Consider the following 17,763-nt stretch of genomic DNA (forward strand, 5'->3'; position numbering starts at 1 on the left):
GGTGTGAGAAAATGTTTCGGTGGATATTAATTGGTTTACTTGCTTTAGGAATTGCAGGAACAGCGTTCTGGGGCTATATGGAACATCAAGAGAAAAACTCCATTCTAATCCAAGCGGAAAATACGTATCAACGTTCATTCCATGAATTAACGTATCATATGGACTTGTTGCATGATCAGATCGGAACTACTTTAGCAATGAATTCGTCAGAAAAATTATCACCCCAATTTGTAGAAATTTGGAGATTGACATCAGAGGCGTTAACCAATGTAGGGCAGCTGCCATTAGGTTTGCTACCTTTTAATAAAACCGAGGAATTTCTTTCCAATATCGGTGATTTTACGTATCGAACAGCTGTAAGGGATTTGGATGATTCACCTCTTACAGATGATGAAACGAGTACATTGAAAAAGCTATATAGTCAATCAGGAGATATTAAGGATGAGTTGAGAGAAGTTCAGCATATGGCTTTAGAGAATAATTTACGCTGGATGGATGTACAACTAGCATTGGCAAATGAAGATGAACCGATGGATAACACGATTATTGATGGTTTCACGACCGTTGAAAAATCGGTTGAAGGTTATTCCGAGGGATATGCGGATTCTCCAATTATTGGGACCTCTTCAGAAGAACATCAGTACAAACATTTAAACGGGAAAGAAATTGGAGAAGAAGAGGCATTAAAAAAGGGAATGGAAATTTTAAATGTAGAAAATCAAGAAAACCTGACTATAGCAGAAACTGGCGAAGGATCAGATATTCCGATTTACAGTCTTTCCTATCAGAATGGAGATGAAAGTGGTTATATGGATTTGGCCAAGCAAGGAGGTCACCCATTAACAGTCTTGATTACAAGACCAATTGCTGAAAATAAAATTAGTCTGAATGAAGGAGCAGAAAAGGCACAAGACTATTTAGAAAAGCATGATCTTGATAGTATGATGCTTTTTGAAAGCAGCGAATACGATAATGTCGGTCTCTATTCCTTTGTTTATAATCAAGATGGAGTAAGAGTATACTCGGATGCAGTAGAAGTAAAAGTAGCATTGGATGATGGAGAGGTTATTGGATTAACAGCGCGTAACTACTATATGAATCACACCGAACGTGATATACCTGAACCAACATTATCGATGGAAGAAGCGAAAGAAATGGTTAATTCGAATGTGGATATTCAGGAAGAGTTTTTAGCTGTTATCGACAATGATCTTGACGAAGAAGTACTGACCTATGAATTTTTGGGTGTAATGGATAATGACACCTATCGTATATTTATTAATGCAATGAATGGCAGAGAGGAAAAGGTAGAGAAATTAGACGGCACTGAAATTAATTTTGCAGCAAACTTTTAGGGATAGGCAAAAAGCCTTTCCCTTTTTCTATGTTTCTGCAATAATATAGGTATATCGTATGACGTTTGAAAATTGCATAAACTGGGGTGATTCATTATGGAAATCGGAACACTACTTAATCTTGAACTAAAAGAGTCCGGAAAACAGTATACTTATTATTGCAAAATTATTGAAAAAAATGATAACTATTTAATTATTGATTATCCAATCGATGAAAAAACGAGAAAAACAAAAATATTACCGAAAAGAAGACTATTTAAAGTAAAATTCGTAGGAAAAGATCAAGTCGTCTATCAATTTACATCTGAGATAGTGGCAAAGGTAAATTTAAACATACCAGCACTCGCTATTAAAAGTCCTTCACCAGATAAAGTGGAGCGGATACAACGCAGGGAATATGTAAGGGTTGAAACAGCAGTCGATATCGCCATACATAGTACGAATCATCAATTTGAACCATTTGTTACAGTTACCTCCGATATTAGTGGAGGTGGGCTTGCAGTCCTCGTACCAAAACATATTTCGTTGGAGATTGGTACAATAGTTGATGCTTGGTTTGCGTTACAAATGAATGATAATCAATTTTATTATATATATGCCCGGTCTGAAGTAGTTTTAAATAGGGAAGCTAATAGTCGAATTAATCTTATATCGCTGAAATTCCATACTATCACAAAGCCAAATCGTCAACTGATTGTACGATTCTGTTTTGATAAACAACGAGAAGCGAAAAAGAAAGAATTAACATAATATGTTGACTGGTTTGACGTATTTTATTGGTGCAACAGAGGAGTTATGTTATGATAAACTAAGTATGAAAAACTTGGCGTTTGCCAAGTTTTAATTAGTTATCTGCTGCTTTATATCCTACTTAATAGGTACATAATAAACAAGATGGGATTATTCAGTAATTAGCAGGCAGGAAGTTTTACTTGATGAGAGGAATGAATGTCAACAATGCAAAAAGGAAACATTGCAATTGCCATCGATGGCCCGGCAGCTGCTGGGAAGAGCACCGTAGCTAAAATTGTCGCAGAAAAATTATCTTATATTTATATCGATACTGGTGCTATGTACCGGGCGTTAACGTTAAAAGCAATAAACCAAGGTATTGATCTAGAAAATGATCAAGCTATTTTAGAAGTATTAATGCATACAGTAATTGAATTAAAACAATCGGAAGCTGGACAAGTTGTTTTATTGGACGGAAAAGATGTAACCAATGAAATAAGATTTCAAGATGTAACGACGAAGGTATCTCACGTTGCCAAGCATGCATCGATTCGGGAAGAAATGGTTCAAAGACAACAAGAGATGGCAAACGATCGTGGTGTAGTCATGGATGGAAGAGATATAGGTACACATGTACTTCCAGATGCAGAGGTGAAGATTTTCTTAATTGCTTCCGTTGAAGAGAGAGCGAAACGAAGATATGAGGAAAACATCAAGAAAGGCATTGCATCGAGTATGGAAGAATTAAAGAAAGAAATCGAAGAAAGAGATCGAATTGATACAAATCGCGAAGCTTCTCCTTTAATTAAAGCAAAAGATGCAATCGAGGTTGATACGACATCCCTAAGTATTAATGAAGTAGCAGGGGAAATTCTAAAAGCTGTGGCAAAGATATGAGATAGGGTCCATTGGAAGAGACAACATACCTAAAATTGGGCCATTAATTATATGCTTCAACCATATTCGAAATTGGATCCTTTGTTGAAATCACTTTTACAGCAAACATCTGTCTATAGTGAAAAAGGAATTGTTTGAAAGACGTTTTTTAGGGGAATTATGTTTATGAATCAATTCCTTTCCAGTAAAAAGAGGTCTTTCAGATAGAAAGTTTACTAACTAGAATCTAAAGCATCTCCAAAGTAAACGGCACATGACATCACACAGGAAATGATCGCTTTAAAAGAAAAATATCAAAATGAGTAAACTTTACTTGACAAATAATTGTAATTATTAGAAGTTATAGAAAGAATAGTTTTAATCATGTTTACTATTTCCATTATATTGGGATATTGGACTGTCTAGGAGGGCTATGGATATGAGTGAAGAAAACAAAGATTTACAGCAATTAAATGTAGGGGAAACGGTTACAGGAACTGTAATAAAATTAGAAGAGAAACAAGTTCTTGTAGATATTGGCTATAAAACGGAAGGTATTTTGCCAATCAGTGAACTTTCAAGCTTACATGTTGAAAGTACGTCTGATGTTGTAAAAGAAGGCGATACAGTTACACTAAAAGTAAAAAAATTAGAAGATGATGAAGTTATTTTGTCAAAAAAGGCAGTAGATGCTGAAGCTGCTTGGGAAGATTTAGAGCAGAAATACAACAACGATGAGGTATTTGAAACGGTTGTTAAAGAAGTTGTCAAAGGCGGACTAGTTGTTGATGTTGGGCTTCGAGGGTTTATCCCAGCATCGTTAGTAGAAACGCATTTTGTAGAGGATTTTTCTGATTATAAGGATACGTCTCTAACTGTTAAAATTGCTGATTTAGACCGTGAGCAAAATCGTATTATCCTCTCTCACCGCGCGGTAGTGGAAGATGAAGCAAACGCAAAAAAGAATGAGTTACTGCAATCACTTGAGGAGGGACAGGTTTTAGAAGGAACTGTTCAACGGATTACTAGCTTCGGTGCATTTGTAGATATCGGTGGTGTCGATGGTTTAGTTCACATCTCTCAATTAGCACATGAACATGTTGCTAAAGCTTCGGATGTTGTTTCAGAGGGAGATAAGATTCAAGTAGAAATACTATCTGTAGATCGCGATAATGAGCGTATTTCACTATCACATAAAAACACACTCCCAGGGCCATGGTCAGATATTGAAAATCGTGTTACTGCTGGATCGACTATTGAAGGTACAGTGAAACGCTTAGTGAACTTTGGTGCTTTTGTTGAGATACTACCTGGTGTAGAAGGGTTGGTTCATATTTCACAGATTGCAAACCGTCATATTGGCACACCACAAGAAGTTCTGGAAGTAGGGCAACAAGTAAAAGTAAAAGTACTTGATGTGAATGAAGCTGAAGAACGTATCTCATTAAGTATTAAAGAACTAGAACAGGAGCAAGAACAAAAAGAGTATCAGCAATATGAAAAAGATGACGAACAAACTGGCTTCCAGCTTGGTGACTTTATTGGTGATCAATTAAATAAATATAAAAAATAATACATTTTGGGGTGTTCTCACCCATTATTAAATGAAAATGGTCTCTGTATAAAAAACAGGGATCATTTTTTGTAGGTAATAAATTAATAACTTTTCGAAATACTATTCTCGATAACTTTTAATATCCACTACTATTTTATTCATTTTTAGACATACTACAAATAAGCATTTCTACAGAATTTCTAGAGGTGAGAAAATGAGTGGATATATTTTCCCGATTCTATTTGGGATTGTGACTGGAACAATAGCGAGAATTCTTTTATTGCGAACGGATTACAGACAATATCCTACTTATTTACACGGCAAAATCATTCATTTGTCATTAGGATTTATTGCCGCGTCGTTGGGGGCATTGGCTGTACCTGCTTTATTGGAAAAAGAATTCACTGCTGTGACGCTCTTAACGGTTGCTGCAACTCAATTTAGGGATGTACGCAATATGGAAAGAAATACATTAACAGAAATGGACAGCTTTGAACTTGTAACAAGAGGGAAGACATATATTGAAGGAATAGCAATCTCCTTTGAAAGCAGAAATTATCTAGTTATGTTTACAGGATTTCTAACAAGTCTAACGTATATTATATGGAATGTGTTTATCGCAATCATCATTGCTATTATCTGCTTTATTTTAGGGCATATTTTGATGAGTGGCTCAATACTAGAAGATATTGCAGAAATTAATCGAGCAGATATTTCCTTTGATGGAGCTGGACTTCATGTAGATAATATTTATATTATGAACATTGGATTAGCTGAGCGGCAAAAGGAGATTATGAAATATGGTATGGGGTTTATTGTAACACCTAAGAATATGAATGCAATAACTACAATTGGCAATCTTGGTCAACGTCAAGCGATTATTCACGATGTATCTGTTGCATTAGGTGTTTTTCGAGACTCCGGGACACCTGCACTTATGCCATTAATTAAACGTGACTTAGACGATGGTCGTTTGGGTGTTTTTGTTCTTCCGCAAATCCGTGATGCAGCGGTAGCTAAAAAAGTGATCGGCTCTGTACCAGTACTAGAAAATGCAGTTCGAATGCCTTCGGAAACAAACGCTTATAAAAAAGGAGCGCATAAGAAATGAATATCGAAAAAGCTATTCTAGCTGTAATTACAACCAATAGGGAAAAAATAGCTGGTGGTGCCCCGATCTTTTTATGCGAAACAAAACAGGAATTGGAACTAATTGCAGCTAATCTTGAAGCAATTATGGATGGGATTGCGCATGCTTTAAGTGAAGAACTGTTTATTATTGTGAAACATTAATACTTATTGTTAATATTTCCTTCTTTTGCTAGAATGTATAAAGTGAAACTTCATTCAGTGGGTGGTCTTACTCCTGCTGAAAGTTAGTACACAAGGGAGACCGAAAGCCTTGAACAGAATTAGGAATTTATGAGCTGTTCCTCTCCACTTTCACATGTTTTGGCTACTATAAGCATAAAGGTGGGGATTACAGTCCGTTATCGCGTGAACAAGGTAAATAGACATAAAGAGAGAGGATGTTCCTTTATATGAGGAAATCTGTGGTTGCAATTGTAGGAAGACCAAATGTGGGAAAATCAACCATTTTTAATAGATTGGTTGGTGAAAGAATATCAATCGTTGAAGATATACCGGGTGTAACCCGTGATCGGATATACGCTTCTGCTGAATGGCTGAATCAAGAATTTAATTTAATTGACACTGGTGGAATTGAAATCGGTGATGAACCATTACTTGTTCAAATGCGTCAACAAGCTGAAGTTGCTATTGATGAAGCAGATGTTATTATATTTATTCTCAATGGTAAGGAAGGAATAACGGGCGCAGACGAAGAAGTTGCAAAATTATTATTCAAATCGAATAAACCAGTTGTACTGGCAGTCAATAAAATTGATAACCCTGAAATGCGTGAGACGATTTATGAATATTATTCACTCGGATTCGGAGAACCATTCCCAATTTCAGGTTCACATGGACTTGGACTCGGTGATTTACTGGATGAGGTTGTCAGTCATTTTCCAGAGGTTTCAGAGGACGAAGTAAATGAAGATACCATTTATTTTAGTCTGATTGGTAGACCAAATGTTGGTAAATCGTCATTGGTAAACGCACTTTTGAATGAGGACCGAGTTATTGTAAGTGAAATAGAAGGAACGACTAGAGATGCCATTGATACGCATCTTTATAAAGATGATCAGGATTTCGTGATTATTGATACTGCAGGAATGCGTAAACGAGGGAAAGTATACGAAACAACAGAAAAATACAGTGTTTTGCGAGCTTTAAAGGCAATCGAACGATCAGATGTCGTCCTTATATTGATTGATGCAGAGACAGGCATTAGAGAACAAGATAAGCGTATTGCTGGGTATGCCCACGATGCTGGTCGAGGTATTGTAATTGTTGTAAATAAATGGGATACTGTTGAATCAGATGAAAAGGCAATGAAAGAATTTGAAGCAAATGTACGTGCGCATTTCCAATACTTAGATTATGCGCCAATTGTATTCTTGTCCGCAAAGACGAAGAAAAGGCTGCATACACTAATACCAGCCATCAAAATTGCAAGTGAAAGTCATGCAAAACGTATACCAACAAATGTACTCAATGATGTTATTATGGATGCACTCGCTATGAATCCAACTCCTACCGTAAAAGGGAGACGATTAAAGGTGCTCTATGCGACACAAGTAGCTGTGAAGCCGCCAAGCTTTGTCATTTTTGTTAATGATCCTGAATTGATGCATTTTTCTTATGAACGTTTTCTGGAAAACAAGATCCGGGATGCATTTGGTTTTACTGGTACACCAATTAAACTATTTGCAAGAAGAAGACAATAGTGAACAAAAGCGGAAGCGCCCGGTAAGCGATGTACGGACTCCCGTACTTTGGAGATTCACTTCACCGGAAGGGTATAAGTGCGACTAGGCCTCGTGTCTTGACAGTCGGCAAGTCTTCTTTATCATACGGAGGTGAAGGAAGTCTCGCTAGGCGCTGGAGCTAGAAAAAAGGAGACCAGACTTATGGCAAATGTTGCAGTGTTAGGAGCAGGAAGCTGGGGTACTGCATTAAGTATTGTACTAGCAGATAATGGGCATGATGTTCGCCTATGGTCACACCGTAAGGAACAGGCAGAAACCATTAATCGTACTCGTAAAAACGAAAAATATTTACAGGGCATTTTGCCGGAGCAAATAACAGCTTTTCACGATTTAAAAGAAGCTGTTACTGGAGTTGCCGCTATAATTGTTGTAGTTCCAACAAAAGCGATTCGAGAAGTTTCCCAGAATTTAAATAACATGTTAGCAGAAAAGCCCACCATTATTCATGCATCGAAAGGAATTGAACCAGATACATTAAAAAGGGTCTCTGAAATGATTAGTGAGGAATTGACAACCTACGATTATGAGGAAATCGTTGTTCTTTCAGGTCCTAGTCATGCAGAAGAGGTAGCATTAAGGCACCCTACAACTGTTACAGTATCTGCTGTTAACATGGATAATGCAAAGATCGCACAAGACCTTTTTAATAGTGATACATTTCGAGTTTATACAAGCTCAGATATACTTGGTATAGAGCTAGGTGGGGCTTTAAAGAATATAATCGCTTTAGGAGCGGGAATTTCGGATGGGCTTGGCTATGGCGATAACGCAAAAGCTGCATTAATGACTAGGGGGCTTGCTGAAATTGCTCGGTTAGGAACATCGCTTGGTGCAAATCCACTTAGCTTTTTGGGGCTGCCAGGTGTTGGAGATCTAATTGTAACGTGCACAAGTGTCCATAGCCGAAATTGGCGTGCTGGAAATTTATTAGGAAAAGGCAATAAGCTAGATGATGTTCTTGAGCAAATGGGAATGGTTGTTGAAGGTGTAAGGACCGTAAAAGCAGCATATCAATTTGCAAAAGAGCAACAAGTGGAGATGCCAATTACTTCGGGAATTTATCAAATATTATTTGAAGAAAAAACACCTAAAGCAGTTGTTGATGAACTCATGAGCAGAGATAAACGAGACGAAATGGATGATATTTCAATCTTATTAAACGAGCGTTATACGCAATAACACGTTATCAACCTCCTTGCATATACTATGTTGAATGATTATAGCAAGGAGGAGAATAAGTGAATAATTTTCAAAAGGGAATGTTTGACAAGTTACAAAAAAATGCCAATATTAACCCGGATGATGTTATGAAGGTGGCCGATTCTGTAAAAAACGCAAATTTTTCGGATGAAAAAACAGTTCGAAATTTAGTGAGGCATTTAGCAAAAATGGCAGATAGACCTTTAACAAAAGAAAAAGAAGATAAAATTGTTCAAGCAATTGTTAATAATAAAATGCCAGGGGACATGCAATCGTTAAACCATTTATTTAAAAAATAACGAATCATAGGTAACCTGCGGATACGATATACTATATCCTTGCATAAGATAAATCGCACAAGCATTCATGGATAGAGTTGCTGAGGATTTTATTTAGTCAACCCGGGATGGAGAGGCCCCCTTCATTTCGGGTATTTGTTTGTTGAAAGCGGCTGTACTAATTTACCATTTCGATACGTGCAGGTATGACTCATATGTTATAATACGGTGTGCAAAGGAAAATAGAGATCTGGGGTGAACAAAAATGTCATTATCGATGCTTATGATGTATATCTCTTTTGTTGGAATGTTTTTATTAATAGTAGCTATTGGTTTAATTGTACTGAGTAGAAAAAAATTGAAGGGATGGTTAGCTGGGATTGTGTCCTTTATGGCATACCTTTCATTAATTTCGGGTGGACTAATCATTCTTTACGTCGTATTAAGTGGTCCTACACGGTAGCTGATAAGGAGGCTATTGCAATGAAGCATACATATTATAAAATTATCGGAATACTATTACTTTCAGTGCTATTAAGTGGCTGTCTGTATCCACAAAGTGAAAGAGAGCAAAATCAAATTCCATACGAAGATCAATTGGATACCGTTCAAAATGCTGTTAACGATTATCGAGAAGAGAAACAAGGTTTGGTGCCAATACGTACAAAGTCGAGCGATACGCCAATCTTTGAAAAGTATTTAGTTGATTTCACTTTATTAAAAGAAAACGGCAATTTATCTAATGCACCTGGAAATGCTTATGAACAAGGCGGCGTTTATCAATATACATTAATCACACCTGAAGATGATCCAAGGGTTAAATTAATTGACTTACGTGTAACCGAAGCAATTCGCAGTGTAAATGTCCAATTAGATATTTTTCGGAGTGAACATATTTATCCAGCATACGGCGAAAAAATTGTAAACGGTCTATATACAATTGATTATGAAAAACTAGGTTTAAATAACGCTCCAACTGTAGTCAGTCCGTATTCGCAGGAGAATTTGCCTATTATTATGGATGTGGACGGTAATCTCTATGTTGATTACAGTATCGATTTAAATAATGCCTTAAATGAATATGATCATGATTATAAAGAAGGCGACGACATCCGTTACATTTTAGCCGATCACACTCCTTTTGTGCCAGCATATTCCCTTCCTTATACCATTAAAGATAATGAGCCGGTTTTCTTAATGGAAGAGGAGTAAAGCGTAGGATGAGAGGAAATTAGAAATAACGGTTAAAGTTTTGATAAATATAACATATAAATTCCCTTGTAACATATATTGTTGCAAGGGAATTTTATTTTTTTCATTTATTTTGCCTGAATAAATTGCTCTAGGGTGAATTAATTTAGGAAACAGACTGAAACAAGTCATATTTTAATAGGACAACATCATAGACTCATAATGTCAATATATTACGGGTGGTCCATATTAAAGTACGGAGATCGGGAGGGGATCTTTTGGAAAAAATCGATATTTTTAAAGATATTTCCAAACGGACAAATGGAGATATTTATCTAGGAATCGTTGGTGCAGTCCGTACAGGAAAATCGACATTTATTAAAAAGTTCATGGAGTTAGTTGTGTTACCGAATATTGAAGATGAGAGTGAACGAACGAGGGCGCATGACGAATTACCCCAGAGTGCAGCTGGACGTACAATTATGACGACAGAGCCAAAGTTTATCCCAAATCAAGCTGTTCAACTAACTGTGGATGAAGGGCTTGACGTAAATGTTCGTCTTGTGGATTGTGTCGGTTATGCAGTTGAAGGGGCTAAGGGGTTTGAAGATGAAAATGGACCAAGGATGATTAACACACCATGGTATGAAGACCCGATTCCGTTTCATGATGCAGCCGAAATCGGTACACGAAAAGTTATTCAAGAGCATTCAACGATTGGTGTAGTTGTGACCACAGATGGATCCATTGGAGAAATTCCGCGTAATGATTATGAAGATGCAGAATCCCGAGTTGTGGAAGAGTTGAAAGAGGTCGGGAAGCCATTTATTATGGTAGTTAATTCCGTTCGACCATCTAGCCAGGAAACAGAATTACTACGTCAAGACTTAGCAGAAAAATACGATATCCCAGTACTTTCTATGAGTATCGAATCGATGACAGAACATGATGTTTATAATGTTCTTCGTGAAGCGTTATATGAATTCCCAGTTCTTGAAGTGAATGTTAATCTTCCAAGTTGGGTCATGGTTTTAAAAGAAAACCATTGGCTAAGAGAGAACTACCAAGAAGCAATTCAAACAACCGTGAAAGATATTAGAAGATTACGGGATGTTGATCATATTGTCGGCAATTTTTCTGAATTCGAGTATATTGATAAAGCAAACCTTGCGGGAATGGAAATGGGTGAAGGGGTAGCTGAGATTGACTTGCATGCACCAGATCACTTATATGATCAAATTTTAAAGGAAATTGTGGGAGAAGAAATTCGTGGGAAAGATCATCTCTTAGAATTAATGCAAGACTTTTCATATGCGAAAAGGGAATATGATCATATTTCCGGAGCTTTACAAATGGTAAAGCAAACGGGATATGGAATTGCCGCCCCAACTTTGGAGGATATGTTATTGGATGAGCCTGAAATCATTCGCCAAGGCTCAAGATTTGGTGTTCGTTTGAAGGCCGTTGCACCTTCCATCCATATGATTCGAGTAGAAGTAGAATCTGAATTTGCTCCTATTATCGGAACGGAAAAACAGAGTGAAGAACTTGTTCGGTACTTAATGCAGGACTTTGAAGAAGACCCATTATCCATCTGGGAATCCGATATTTTTGGCAGATCACTCAGCTCCATTGTGCGCGAAGGTATCCAAGCTAAAATATCACTAATGCCTGAGAACGCCAGATATAAACTGAAGGATACGCTAGAAAGAATCATAAATGAAGGATCCGGAGGACTAATAGCAATTATTTTATAGCAGCTGATTATAAGCTGCTTTTTGTTTTGCTTTAACTTAGCTCAAAATGAATATAAACTTCGAATTAACACATAATGTTTGTGCGTATATCCGCTCCGGAAATATACTTCGCACACCTTAGGGGTGCTGGTGAGCCTCCTTGTTCTGTCGCACTGCGTAGTCTCACCGATGCTCTTCTTCCGGAGAGGCTGAAGCCGTGCCCACGGAAAGCATCCGCCCGAAGCGATCCCGGACGGCGATTGTTCCACAGATTAAGCAAATAATCACTAGTTCGCAGTTTCCTTCAATTCTAATGTATTCTCACGCTGTGAAAATAGGGATATAAAAATGACGTATTAATTATCTTTTTTTCATAGAAATTAACAAAATTTCAGTTTGCAAAGCTGAAATTTTTACTTCTTATAGGCTAATTATTGATAAAAAAATTTTTATGAACGGAAGGAAATTTACAGCTAGTGTCGTATATGTATAATAAACCAGCTGTAAGCCATGGGACACATAGCTTTTACAGATTTACCAAAAAATGGGTGGTTTTTCGTCATTCAGAGGGCATTTTTGGCTTTTTTGCAAATAAATATCAATAAAATCGTTACTTATTGTTGAATTTTATCGCAAACTCAGTTAATATAAGCCTTGTCATCAAATGAACTGAATGACATTTGCGTATAAAGAGGCAAACAAGTGTGCAGAATGGATTCATAGAAATGAATTTATTTTGTTCCCATGTCGAAGCATACATTTTGGGAGGAGGTGAATGTCATGAACAAAACAGACTTAGTGAATGCAGTTGCTGAAAAAAGTGAGCTTTCTAAAAAAGACGCTACAAAAGCTGTAGACGCAGTTTTCGAATCTGTCATGGATTCACTTAAAAATGGTGAAAAAGTACAGTTAATCGGATTTGGTAACTTTGAAGTACGCGAGCGTTCAGCACGTAAAGGACGTAATCCGCAAACTGGAGAAGAGATTGAAATTCCAGCAAGTAAAGTTCCTGCTTTCAAACCAGGAAAAGCCCTTAAAGACAGCGTAAAATAAGCTACATAGGGCGTAGAAAGGGTGCGTAATCATACGTACCCTTTTTCTATTATTTTGGCAGATATGAAAGTATAAAACTTTCATATCTGCATAAGTGATTCTAAGAAAGCAAAATACACTTACTAGGAATCCATTTAAAGAACGTCAAGTTTTCTAAAAACGCCGAGAATTAAATTGACTTTCATAATATAATAGGACATAGTAAATATAAAAAGGGGCAAAAAACAGCAATGAACAATTCTTCGATTAAATCGGATTTTTTTGTTATTAAGGCTTTAGAAGATGGAGTAAATGTAATCGGTTTGACCCGAGGGAATGACACGAAATTTCATCACACCGAAAAACTGGATGAAGGTGAAGTTATGATAGCGCAATTTACAGAGCATACTTCAGCTGTAAAAGTTAGAGGTAAGGCAATTATTCAAACGAGTCACGGTGAACTAGATAATCGATAAGGTTTTAGTAAATCCTATCACTTTTTAACCATCCTCCGTATTCTTTCGTTTTTATAACCGACAATATATGCTATAATAACGAAAGCACTCGAAGGATGAAAGGGCTAAGGTGATATCTTTGAACACTTCAATGACAGAAATTCAACATATAAGAAATCTACTAGAAGATAAAATCCATAATGAATATCTTGAAAGACATATACAAAAGCCCATAATTCATGAAGGGAAACTGCAGATTTTAGCTGAATTAGTCTTTAGTTGTGATTCTTTAAGCATCATTCAAAAGGAACGTTTCGTCATCACAACGATGATGGTGCAGATGGCACTTGATACACATGATTTAGTACCAATTGGTAATGAAGAGAATGAAACGAAAGAAGAGAAGCTAAGCAAGCAGCTTAATGTTTTAGCAGGAGATTATTACAGTGGATTATATTATTATCTATTGTCTGAAATAGAAGATGTTGAACTAATACATACACTTGCAATTGCAATTAAGAATATTAATGAATACAAAATGAAACTTTATTACAAAGAGATTGAAACATTTGAGACGTTTATGGATGTAACAAAACAAATTGATTCCATGCTGCTTGTACGAGTAGCGCGATTTCTTCATGGAGACGAATTGAGTCAAGTTATAACTGAGTGGTTGCTAACAGAAAGGTTAGTTCATGAAAAAATAGGTGCTACGGCTAATAGGACACCATTACTCGTACAGTGGAAGGAAATGAATATCGATACTTCGTATAAAACGGGGTTAAATCCAATTGATTCGTTAATCGAAAAACAACTAGATAAAGTTGATAAAGCTCTATCACAGGTACCTGGTAAATATGCAGCATTACAATCGTTAATTAGAAAAAAACTAGAAAATATGAGTTTTTATCAATCCTCGATTGTGGAAGAAGGTTGACTTATGCACGAACAAAGTAAAGAAGAACGTGTGCACCACGTCTTTGAAAAAATCTATACGAAGTATGACTCGATGAATTCGATTATCTCTTTTCAACGACATGTTGCATGGCGTAAAGATGTCATGAAGCGAATGCAGGTTAAGAAGGGGTCTAAAGCATTAGATGTATGCTGCGGTACTGGGGATTGGTCCATCTCACTTGCAGAAGCTGTTGCAAAAGAAGGCACCGTGATTGGTCTTGATTTTAGTAAGAATATGCTCTCTATCGCTAAAAAGAAGCAACAGGAATTAAAACTGGATCAATTGGAACTCGTACATGGAAATGCAATGGAACTTCCATTCGATGATAATACATTTGACTATGTTACAATCGGATTCGGGTTAAGAAATGTTCCTGATTATATGACGGTCTTAAAAGAGATGTACAGGGTTGTAAAGCCTGGTGGAAAGGTTGTATGTTTAGAAACATCACAACCTACGCTAATTGGTTTCAGACAGGGTTATTACTTGTACTTCCGTTTTATTATGCCTTTATTCGGCAAGCTATTTGCGAAAAGCTATAAAGAATACTCCTGGCTTCAAGAATCTGCGAAGGATTTCCCTGGAAAAACCGAATTAAAACAGATGTTTTTGGATGCTGGTTTCTCTCATGTTGAGATGAAAAGCTATACAGGCGGGGTTGCAGCAATGCATATGGGCTTTAAGAAATAATGGTAGAACAAAAGCTCGGTTAGTGGCATATGGACCTTGTCCCGGGTGGTTAAACTTGTCGATAATATCTTAGGCGAAGATTCACTCCTAAGTATAAGATAAACTATGACTTTTCCCGATTTGAACGAAAAGTCAAGTTCATCTAAAATGGAACATGCTCCTGTATGGAGATGCCGACGTTAGGTTTTGTCCCGGTATTATTCGGCCATTCTTCATATGAAATCGATGTTAATTTAGATTGTCAAGAGGGTGTGGAAGGCTTACTGCGGCTTTAGCACTTTGTGGACGTGGCTATACCGGTAACTAAGTTATTCACAAAATACAAATTAACCCCGCAAATATACTATTTATTTTTCAAGGTTATAAATAAGGTGACATAATATGAGACTTCCAAAAATGTATAGTTTTTTAAAAAAAGATTTAGATCTAATTGAATCCGCACTGCATCAAAGTATACAAGCAGAACATCCTGTTCTGCGTAATGCTTCTATTGCTCTTTTGGATGCTGGAGGAAAAAGAATCCGTCCAGTATTTGTATTGCTTGCAGGACAAATTGGGAATTATAACATAGAACGTATTCAAAAGATTGCAGTTACCCTTGAATTAATTCATATGGCAACACTCGTCCATGATGATGTAATTGATGAAGCTGAACTTCGGAGAGGGAAACCAACCATTAAATCTGTATATGGCAATCGTGTTGCTATGTATACAGGTGATTACATATTAGCAAGAGCTTTAGAGGTTGTAACGTCTATTAAAGACGTGCAAGTTCACCAATTGCTTTCTAAAACACTTGTTGAGGTAAGTATTGGAGAAGTAGAGCAGATCAAAGATAAATTTAAGTGGGATCAAACACTTCGTGACTACTTAAGAAGAATTAAACGTAAAACTGCATTGCTTATTGCAACGAGCTGCAAGCTTGGTGCGATCGCAAGCGGCTTATCTGAACGGGATGCAGGGAAATTGTATCGGTATGGATATTATATTGGTATGTCTTATCAAATTATCGATGATATCCTTGATTTTACATCATCTGCCAAGGAACTTGGAAAGCCAGCAGGAAATGACTTGCTGCAAGGAAATATAACATTGCCTGTATTATATGCGATGAGGGATCGAAGCTTTTACAAATTGTTGAGGGAGATTTTTGCAAATCCCAGCACAGTTGGCGATCAGGAGATGCAGCAGATTATTTCTGAATTGAAAAAGACACAAGCGATTATGCAGGCATACGAAACGAGCGATTTATACCTCCAAAAAGCTTTAAAATCATTGGATTCGTTACCGGCTTCAAAGGCAAAGCAAACCTTACAGGATATTGCGAAATATATTGGTAAAAGGCGTTCATAATGTATATTGTTATTTTTATAAAAATTTGTTAAAATTTTAGAGGTTACTGTTTTTATACATAATAACGAGGTGAAATAATGGAAAAGACATTTTTAATGGTAAAACCAGACGGCGTACAACGTAATTTGATTGGAGAAGTTGTAAAACGATTTGAATCAAAAGGATTTAAACTTGCTGGTGCAAAGCTAATGGTAATTTCAAACAAGCTTGCGGAAAAGCATTATGGTGAGCATAAAGAAAGACCATTTTTTGGCGAGCTTGTTGATTTTATTACTTCTGGTCCTGTATTTGCAATGGTTTGGGAAGGCGAGAATGTAATCGCGACTGCACGCCAGATGATGGGTAAAACAAATCCACAAGAAGCTGCTCCAAGTACAATTCGCGGAGATTTTGGCGTGACGGTCGGAAAGAATATTATCCATGGTTCTGACTCTCCAGAAAGTGCGGAGAGAGAAATTTCACTATTCTTTGATGAAAGTGAAATCGTTTCATACAATAAACAAGATAGTGCATGGATCTACTAAGTAAAAATAAACCTCCGTTTTTAACGGAGGTTTTTTTACAATTATGGGTGAAAGAGGCTAAGAACAATGAAAGATGACTATATGGAGTTCATTGAGAAGGTAAAGATAAGGCTAGGAATTAATTTACAGTTATATAAAGAAACACAGATGAAAAGACGAATTACAACACTGCGAAATAAAAGAGGCTATTCTAGCTTCGTATCTTATTTTGAAGCATTCAACAAAGATAAAGATATGCTAAATGAATTTACGGATCGATTAACAATTAACGTGTCTGAATTTTACCGCAATGCAAAAAGGTGGGAGGTTTTAAAGGACACTATCCTGCCAATTCTGCTAAAGGATAGGAATCGGTTATCTATTTGGAGTGCCGCTTGCTCAACAGGTGAAGAACCATACAGTTTAGCAATTTTGATGAAAGAACATTTCCCCACTGTACCTGTTCAAATATTGGCAACAGACATTGATACGAATGTGTTGGCAAAGGCAAAGCAAGGAATCTATATGGAACAGGCTTTGAAAGAGTTGCCAACAAGTTATAAAAAGAAGTATTTTGAAATGACGGGCAGTCTTTATAAAATTGATGAGTCACTAAAGCAAATGATTACATTCAAAAAGCATAATTTACTAGCTGATCGCTACCCTACAAACATTGATCTACTCGTATGTAGAAATGTTTTAATTTATTTTACGGATTCTGCTAAGGAAAATATTTATAAAAACTTCAGCAATGCATTAAAACCAAATGGCGTATTATTCGTTGGAAGTACAGAGCAAATTTTTAACCCAGCTAAATATGATTTCAATCTTGCAGAAACATTTTTTTATCAAAAAATTAATGAGTCACCAGTTAAAACGTCTCTTTAATTTTGGGTTACTCCGACTTCACCGCTTGTAAAATTATTTTTTTCGAAAAAATGCAACATAAACAAAT

General features: G+C 36.6%; 19 protein-coding genes. All 19 read left to right on the plus strand.

All coding sequences use genetic code 11. From position 1 onward, the window contains the following. Positions 1 to 11 precede the first annotated feature (11 nt). The 19 genes from ypeB to NYE61_RS01950 all read left to right on the plus strand — a co-directional run bounded on the left by ypeB (position 12) and on the right by NYE61_RS01950 (position 17,696). Positions 12 to 1,355 carry a germination protein YpeB gene (gene ypeB, locus NYE61_RS01860; protein ID WP_303449182.1) on the plus strand — a complete coding sequence of 448 codons (1,344 nt, stop codon included), beginning with the start codon at positions 12 to 14 and terminating at the stop codon, positions 1,353 to 1,355. Between the two features lie 96 nt (positions 1,356 to 1,451). After that, positions 1,452 to 2,105, plus strand: a complete 654-nt coding sequence (locus tag NYE61_RS01865; RefSeq protein ID WP_095308942.1) for a flagellar brake domain-containing protein — start codon at positions 1,452 to 1,454, stop codon at positions 2,103 to 2,105. Between the two features lie 207 nt (positions 2,106 to 2,312). Then, positions 2,313 to 2,984 (plus strand): (d)CMP kinase, encoded by a 672-nt coding sequence (gene cmk, locus NYE61_RS01870; protein ID WP_095308965.1) that lies wholly within the window; start codon positions 2,313 to 2,315, stop codon positions 2,982 to 2,984. A gap of 418 nt (positions 2,985 to 3,402) precedes the next feature. Further along, a complete protein-coding gene (rpsA, locus tag NYE61_RS01875) occupies positions 3,403 to 4,536 on the plus strand; it encodes a 30S ribosomal protein S1 (RefSeq protein ID WP_095308944.1) in 1,134 nt (377 codons plus the stop codon). A 196-nt stretch (positions 4,537 to 4,732) separates the two neighbouring features. Next, positions 4,733 to 5,629 carry a YIEGIA family protein gene (locus tag NYE61_RS01880; protein ID WP_095308946.1) on the plus strand — a complete coding sequence of 299 codons (897 nt, stop codon included), beginning with the start codon at positions 4,733 to 4,735 and terminating at the stop codon, positions 5,627 to 5,629. Beyond that, positions 5,626 to 5,811 carry a hypothetical protein gene (locus NYE61_RS01885; RefSeq protein ID WP_095308948.1) on the plus strand — a complete coding sequence of 62 codons (186 nt, stop codon included), beginning with the start codon at positions 5,626 to 5,628 and terminating at the stop codon, positions 5,809 to 5,811. Before NYE61_RS01880 ends, NYE61_RS01885 begins: the two co-directional genes overlap by 4 nt. Positions 5,812 to 6,059: 248 nt before the next feature. Next, positions 6,060 to 7,370 (plus strand): ribosome biogenesis GTPase Der, encoded by a 1,311-nt coding sequence (der, locus tag NYE61_RS01890; RefSeq protein WP_118889606.1) that lies wholly within the window; start codon positions 6,060 to 6,062, stop codon positions 7,368 to 7,370. A 183-nt stretch (positions 7,371 to 7,553) separates the two neighbouring features. Further along, positions 7,554 to 8,591, plus strand: coding sequence for an NAD(P)H-dependent glycerol-3-phosphate dehydrogenase (locus NYE61_RS01895; RefSeq protein WP_095308952.1), 1,038 nt, complete (start codon positions 7,554 to 7,556; stop codon positions 8,589 to 8,591). Between the two features lie 59 nt (positions 8,592 to 8,650). Further along, entirely contained in the window at positions 8,651 to 8,911 is a 261-nt protein-coding gene (locus NYE61_RS01900; protein ID WP_095308954.1) for a stage VI sporulation protein F, read from the plus strand. 244 nt (positions 8,912 to 9,155) lie between these two features. Beyond that, positions 9,156 to 9,353, plus strand: a complete 198-nt coding sequence (locus NYE61_RS01905) for a DUF2768 domain-containing protein (protein ID WP_095308956.1) — start codon at positions 9,156 to 9,158, stop codon at positions 9,351 to 9,353. Between the two features lie 20 nt (positions 9,354 to 9,373). Beyond that, positions 9,374 to 10,102: a hypothetical protein gene (locus NYE61_RS01910; RefSeq protein WP_095308959.1), complete on the plus strand. Its 729-nt coding sequence runs from the start codon at positions 9,374 to 9,376 to the stop codon at positions 10,100 to 10,102. 257 nt (positions 10,103 to 10,359) lie between these two features. Further along, positions 10,360 to 11,838 (plus strand): stage IV sporulation protein A, encoded by a 1,479-nt coding sequence (spoIVA, locus tag NYE61_RS01915; RefSeq protein ID WP_095308961.1) that lies wholly within the window; start codon positions 10,360 to 10,362, stop codon positions 11,836 to 11,838. Positions 11,839 to 12,597: 759 nt separating this feature from the next. Continuing rightward, positions 12,598 to 12,870, plus strand: a complete 273-nt coding sequence (locus NYE61_RS01920) for an HU family DNA-binding protein (RefSeq protein WP_010650679.1) — start codon at positions 12,598 to 12,600, stop codon at positions 12,868 to 12,870. 230 nt (positions 12,871 to 13,100) lie between these two features. After that, on the plus strand, positions 13,101 to 13,325 hold the full coding sequence (gene mtrB / locus NYE61_RS01925) for a trp RNA-binding attenuation protein MtrB (protein WP_095308967.1): 225 nt from the start codon (positions 13,101 to 13,103) through the stop codon (positions 13,323 to 13,325). 130 nt (positions 13,326 to 13,455) lie between these two features. Next, on the plus strand, positions 13,456 to 14,241 hold the full coding sequence (locus NYE61_RS01930) for a heptaprenyl diphosphate synthase component 1 (protein ID WP_339316714.1): 786 nt from the start codon (positions 13,456 to 13,458) through the stop codon (positions 14,239 to 14,241). Positions 14,242 to 14,244: 3 nt separating this feature from the next. Beyond that, positions 14,245 to 14,952: a demethylmenaquinone methyltransferase gene (gene menG, locus NYE61_RS01935; protein WP_095308972.1), complete on the plus strand. Its 708-nt coding sequence runs from the start codon at positions 14,245 to 14,247 to the stop codon at positions 14,950 to 14,952. A gap of 381 nt (positions 14,953 to 15,333) precedes the next feature. After that, complete coding sequence (gene hepT / locus NYE61_RS01940) at positions 15,334 to 16,305, plus strand: heptaprenyl diphosphate synthase component II (RefSeq protein ID WP_303449196.1); 972 nt, start codon at positions 15,334 to 15,336, stop codon at positions 16,303 to 16,305. Between the two features lie 77 nt (positions 16,306 to 16,382). Further along, entirely contained in the window at positions 16,383 to 16,829 is a 447-nt protein-coding gene (gene ndk, locus NYE61_RS01945; protein ID WP_303449198.1) for a nucleoside-diphosphate kinase, read from the plus strand. A 66-nt stretch (positions 16,830 to 16,895) separates the two neighbouring features. Further along, a complete protein-coding gene (locus NYE61_RS01950; protein ID WP_095308979.1) occupies positions 16,896 to 17,696 on the plus strand; it encodes a protein-glutamate O-methyltransferase CheR in 801 nt (266 codons plus the stop codon). The last annotated feature ends 67 nt before the right edge of the window (positions 17,697 to 17,763 follow it).

Origin of the sequence: Oceanobacillus sp. FSL W7-1304, from assembly GCF_037969805.1 — a bacterium.
Classification (GTDB): domain Bacteria; phylum Bacillota; class Bacilli; order Bacillales; family Amphibacillaceae; genus Oceanobacillus; species Oceanobacillus profundus.

Excerpts from the sequence above, each read along its gene's own strand:
- NYE61_RS01910 (WP_095308959.1), top strand. The coding sequence starts at position 9,374 with ATGAAGCATACATATTATAAAATTATCGGAATACTATTACTTTCAGTG.
- NYE61_RS01920 (WP_010650679.1), top strand. The coding sequence starts at position 12,598 with ATGAACAAAACAGACTTAGTGAATGCAGTTGCTGAAAAAAGTGAGCTT.
- NYE61_RS01950 (WP_095308979.1), top strand. The coding sequence starts at position 16,896 with ATGAAAGATGACTATATGGAGTTCATTGAGAAGGTAAAGATAAGGCTA.
- NYE61_RS01885 (WP_095308948.1), top strand. The coding sequence starts at position 5,626 with ATGAATATCGAAAAAGCTATTCTAGCTGTAATTACAACCAATAGGGAA.
- NYE61_RS01930 (WP_339316714.1), top strand. The coding sequence starts at position 13,456 with ATGACAGAAATTCAACATATAAGAAATCTACTAGAAGATAAAATCCAT.
- NYE61_RS01905 (WP_095308956.1), top strand. The coding sequence starts at position 9,156 with ATGTCATTATCGATGCTTATGATGTATATCTCTTTTGTTGGAATGTTT.
- der (WP_118889606.1), top strand. The coding sequence starts at position 6,060 with ATGAGGAAATCTGTGGTTGCAATTGTAGGAAGACCAAATGTGGGAAAA.
- ypeB (WP_303449182.1), top strand. The coding sequence starts at position 12 with ATGTTTCGGTGGATATTAATTGGTTTACTTGCTTTAGGAATTGCAGGA.
- cmk (WP_095308965.1), top strand. The coding sequence starts at position 2,313 with ATGCAAAAAGGAAACATTGCAATTGCCATCGATGGCCCGGCAGCTGCT.
- NYE61_RS01895 (WP_095308952.1), top strand. The coding sequence starts at position 7,554 with ATGGCAAATGTTGCAGTGTTAGGAGCAGGAAGCTGGGGTACTGCATTA.
- NYE61_RS01865 (WP_095308942.1), top strand. The coding sequence starts at position 1,452 with ATGGAAATCGGAACACTACTTAATCTTGAACTAAAAGAGTCCGGAAAA.
- mtrB (WP_095308967.1), top strand. The coding sequence starts at position 13,101 with ATGAACAATTCTTCGATTAAATCGGATTTTTTTGTTATTAAGGCTTTA.
- menG (WP_095308972.1), top strand. The coding sequence starts at position 14,245 with ATGCACGAACAAAGTAAAGAAGAACGTGTGCACCACGTCTTTGAAAAA.
- NYE61_RS01880 (WP_095308946.1), top strand. The coding sequence starts at position 4,733 with ATGAGTGGATATATTTTCCCGATTCTATTTGGGATTGTGACTGGAACA.
- ndk (WP_303449198.1), top strand. The coding sequence starts at position 16,383 with ATGGAAAAGACATTTTTAATGGTAAAACCAGACGGCGTACAACGTAAT.
- rpsA (WP_095308944.1), top strand. The coding sequence starts at position 3,403 with ATGAGTGAAGAAAACAAAGATTTACAGCAATTAAATGTAGGGGAAACG.
- hepT (WP_303449196.1), top strand. The coding sequence starts at position 15,334 with ATGAGACTTCCAAAAATGTATAGTTTTTTAAAAAAAGATTTAGATCTA.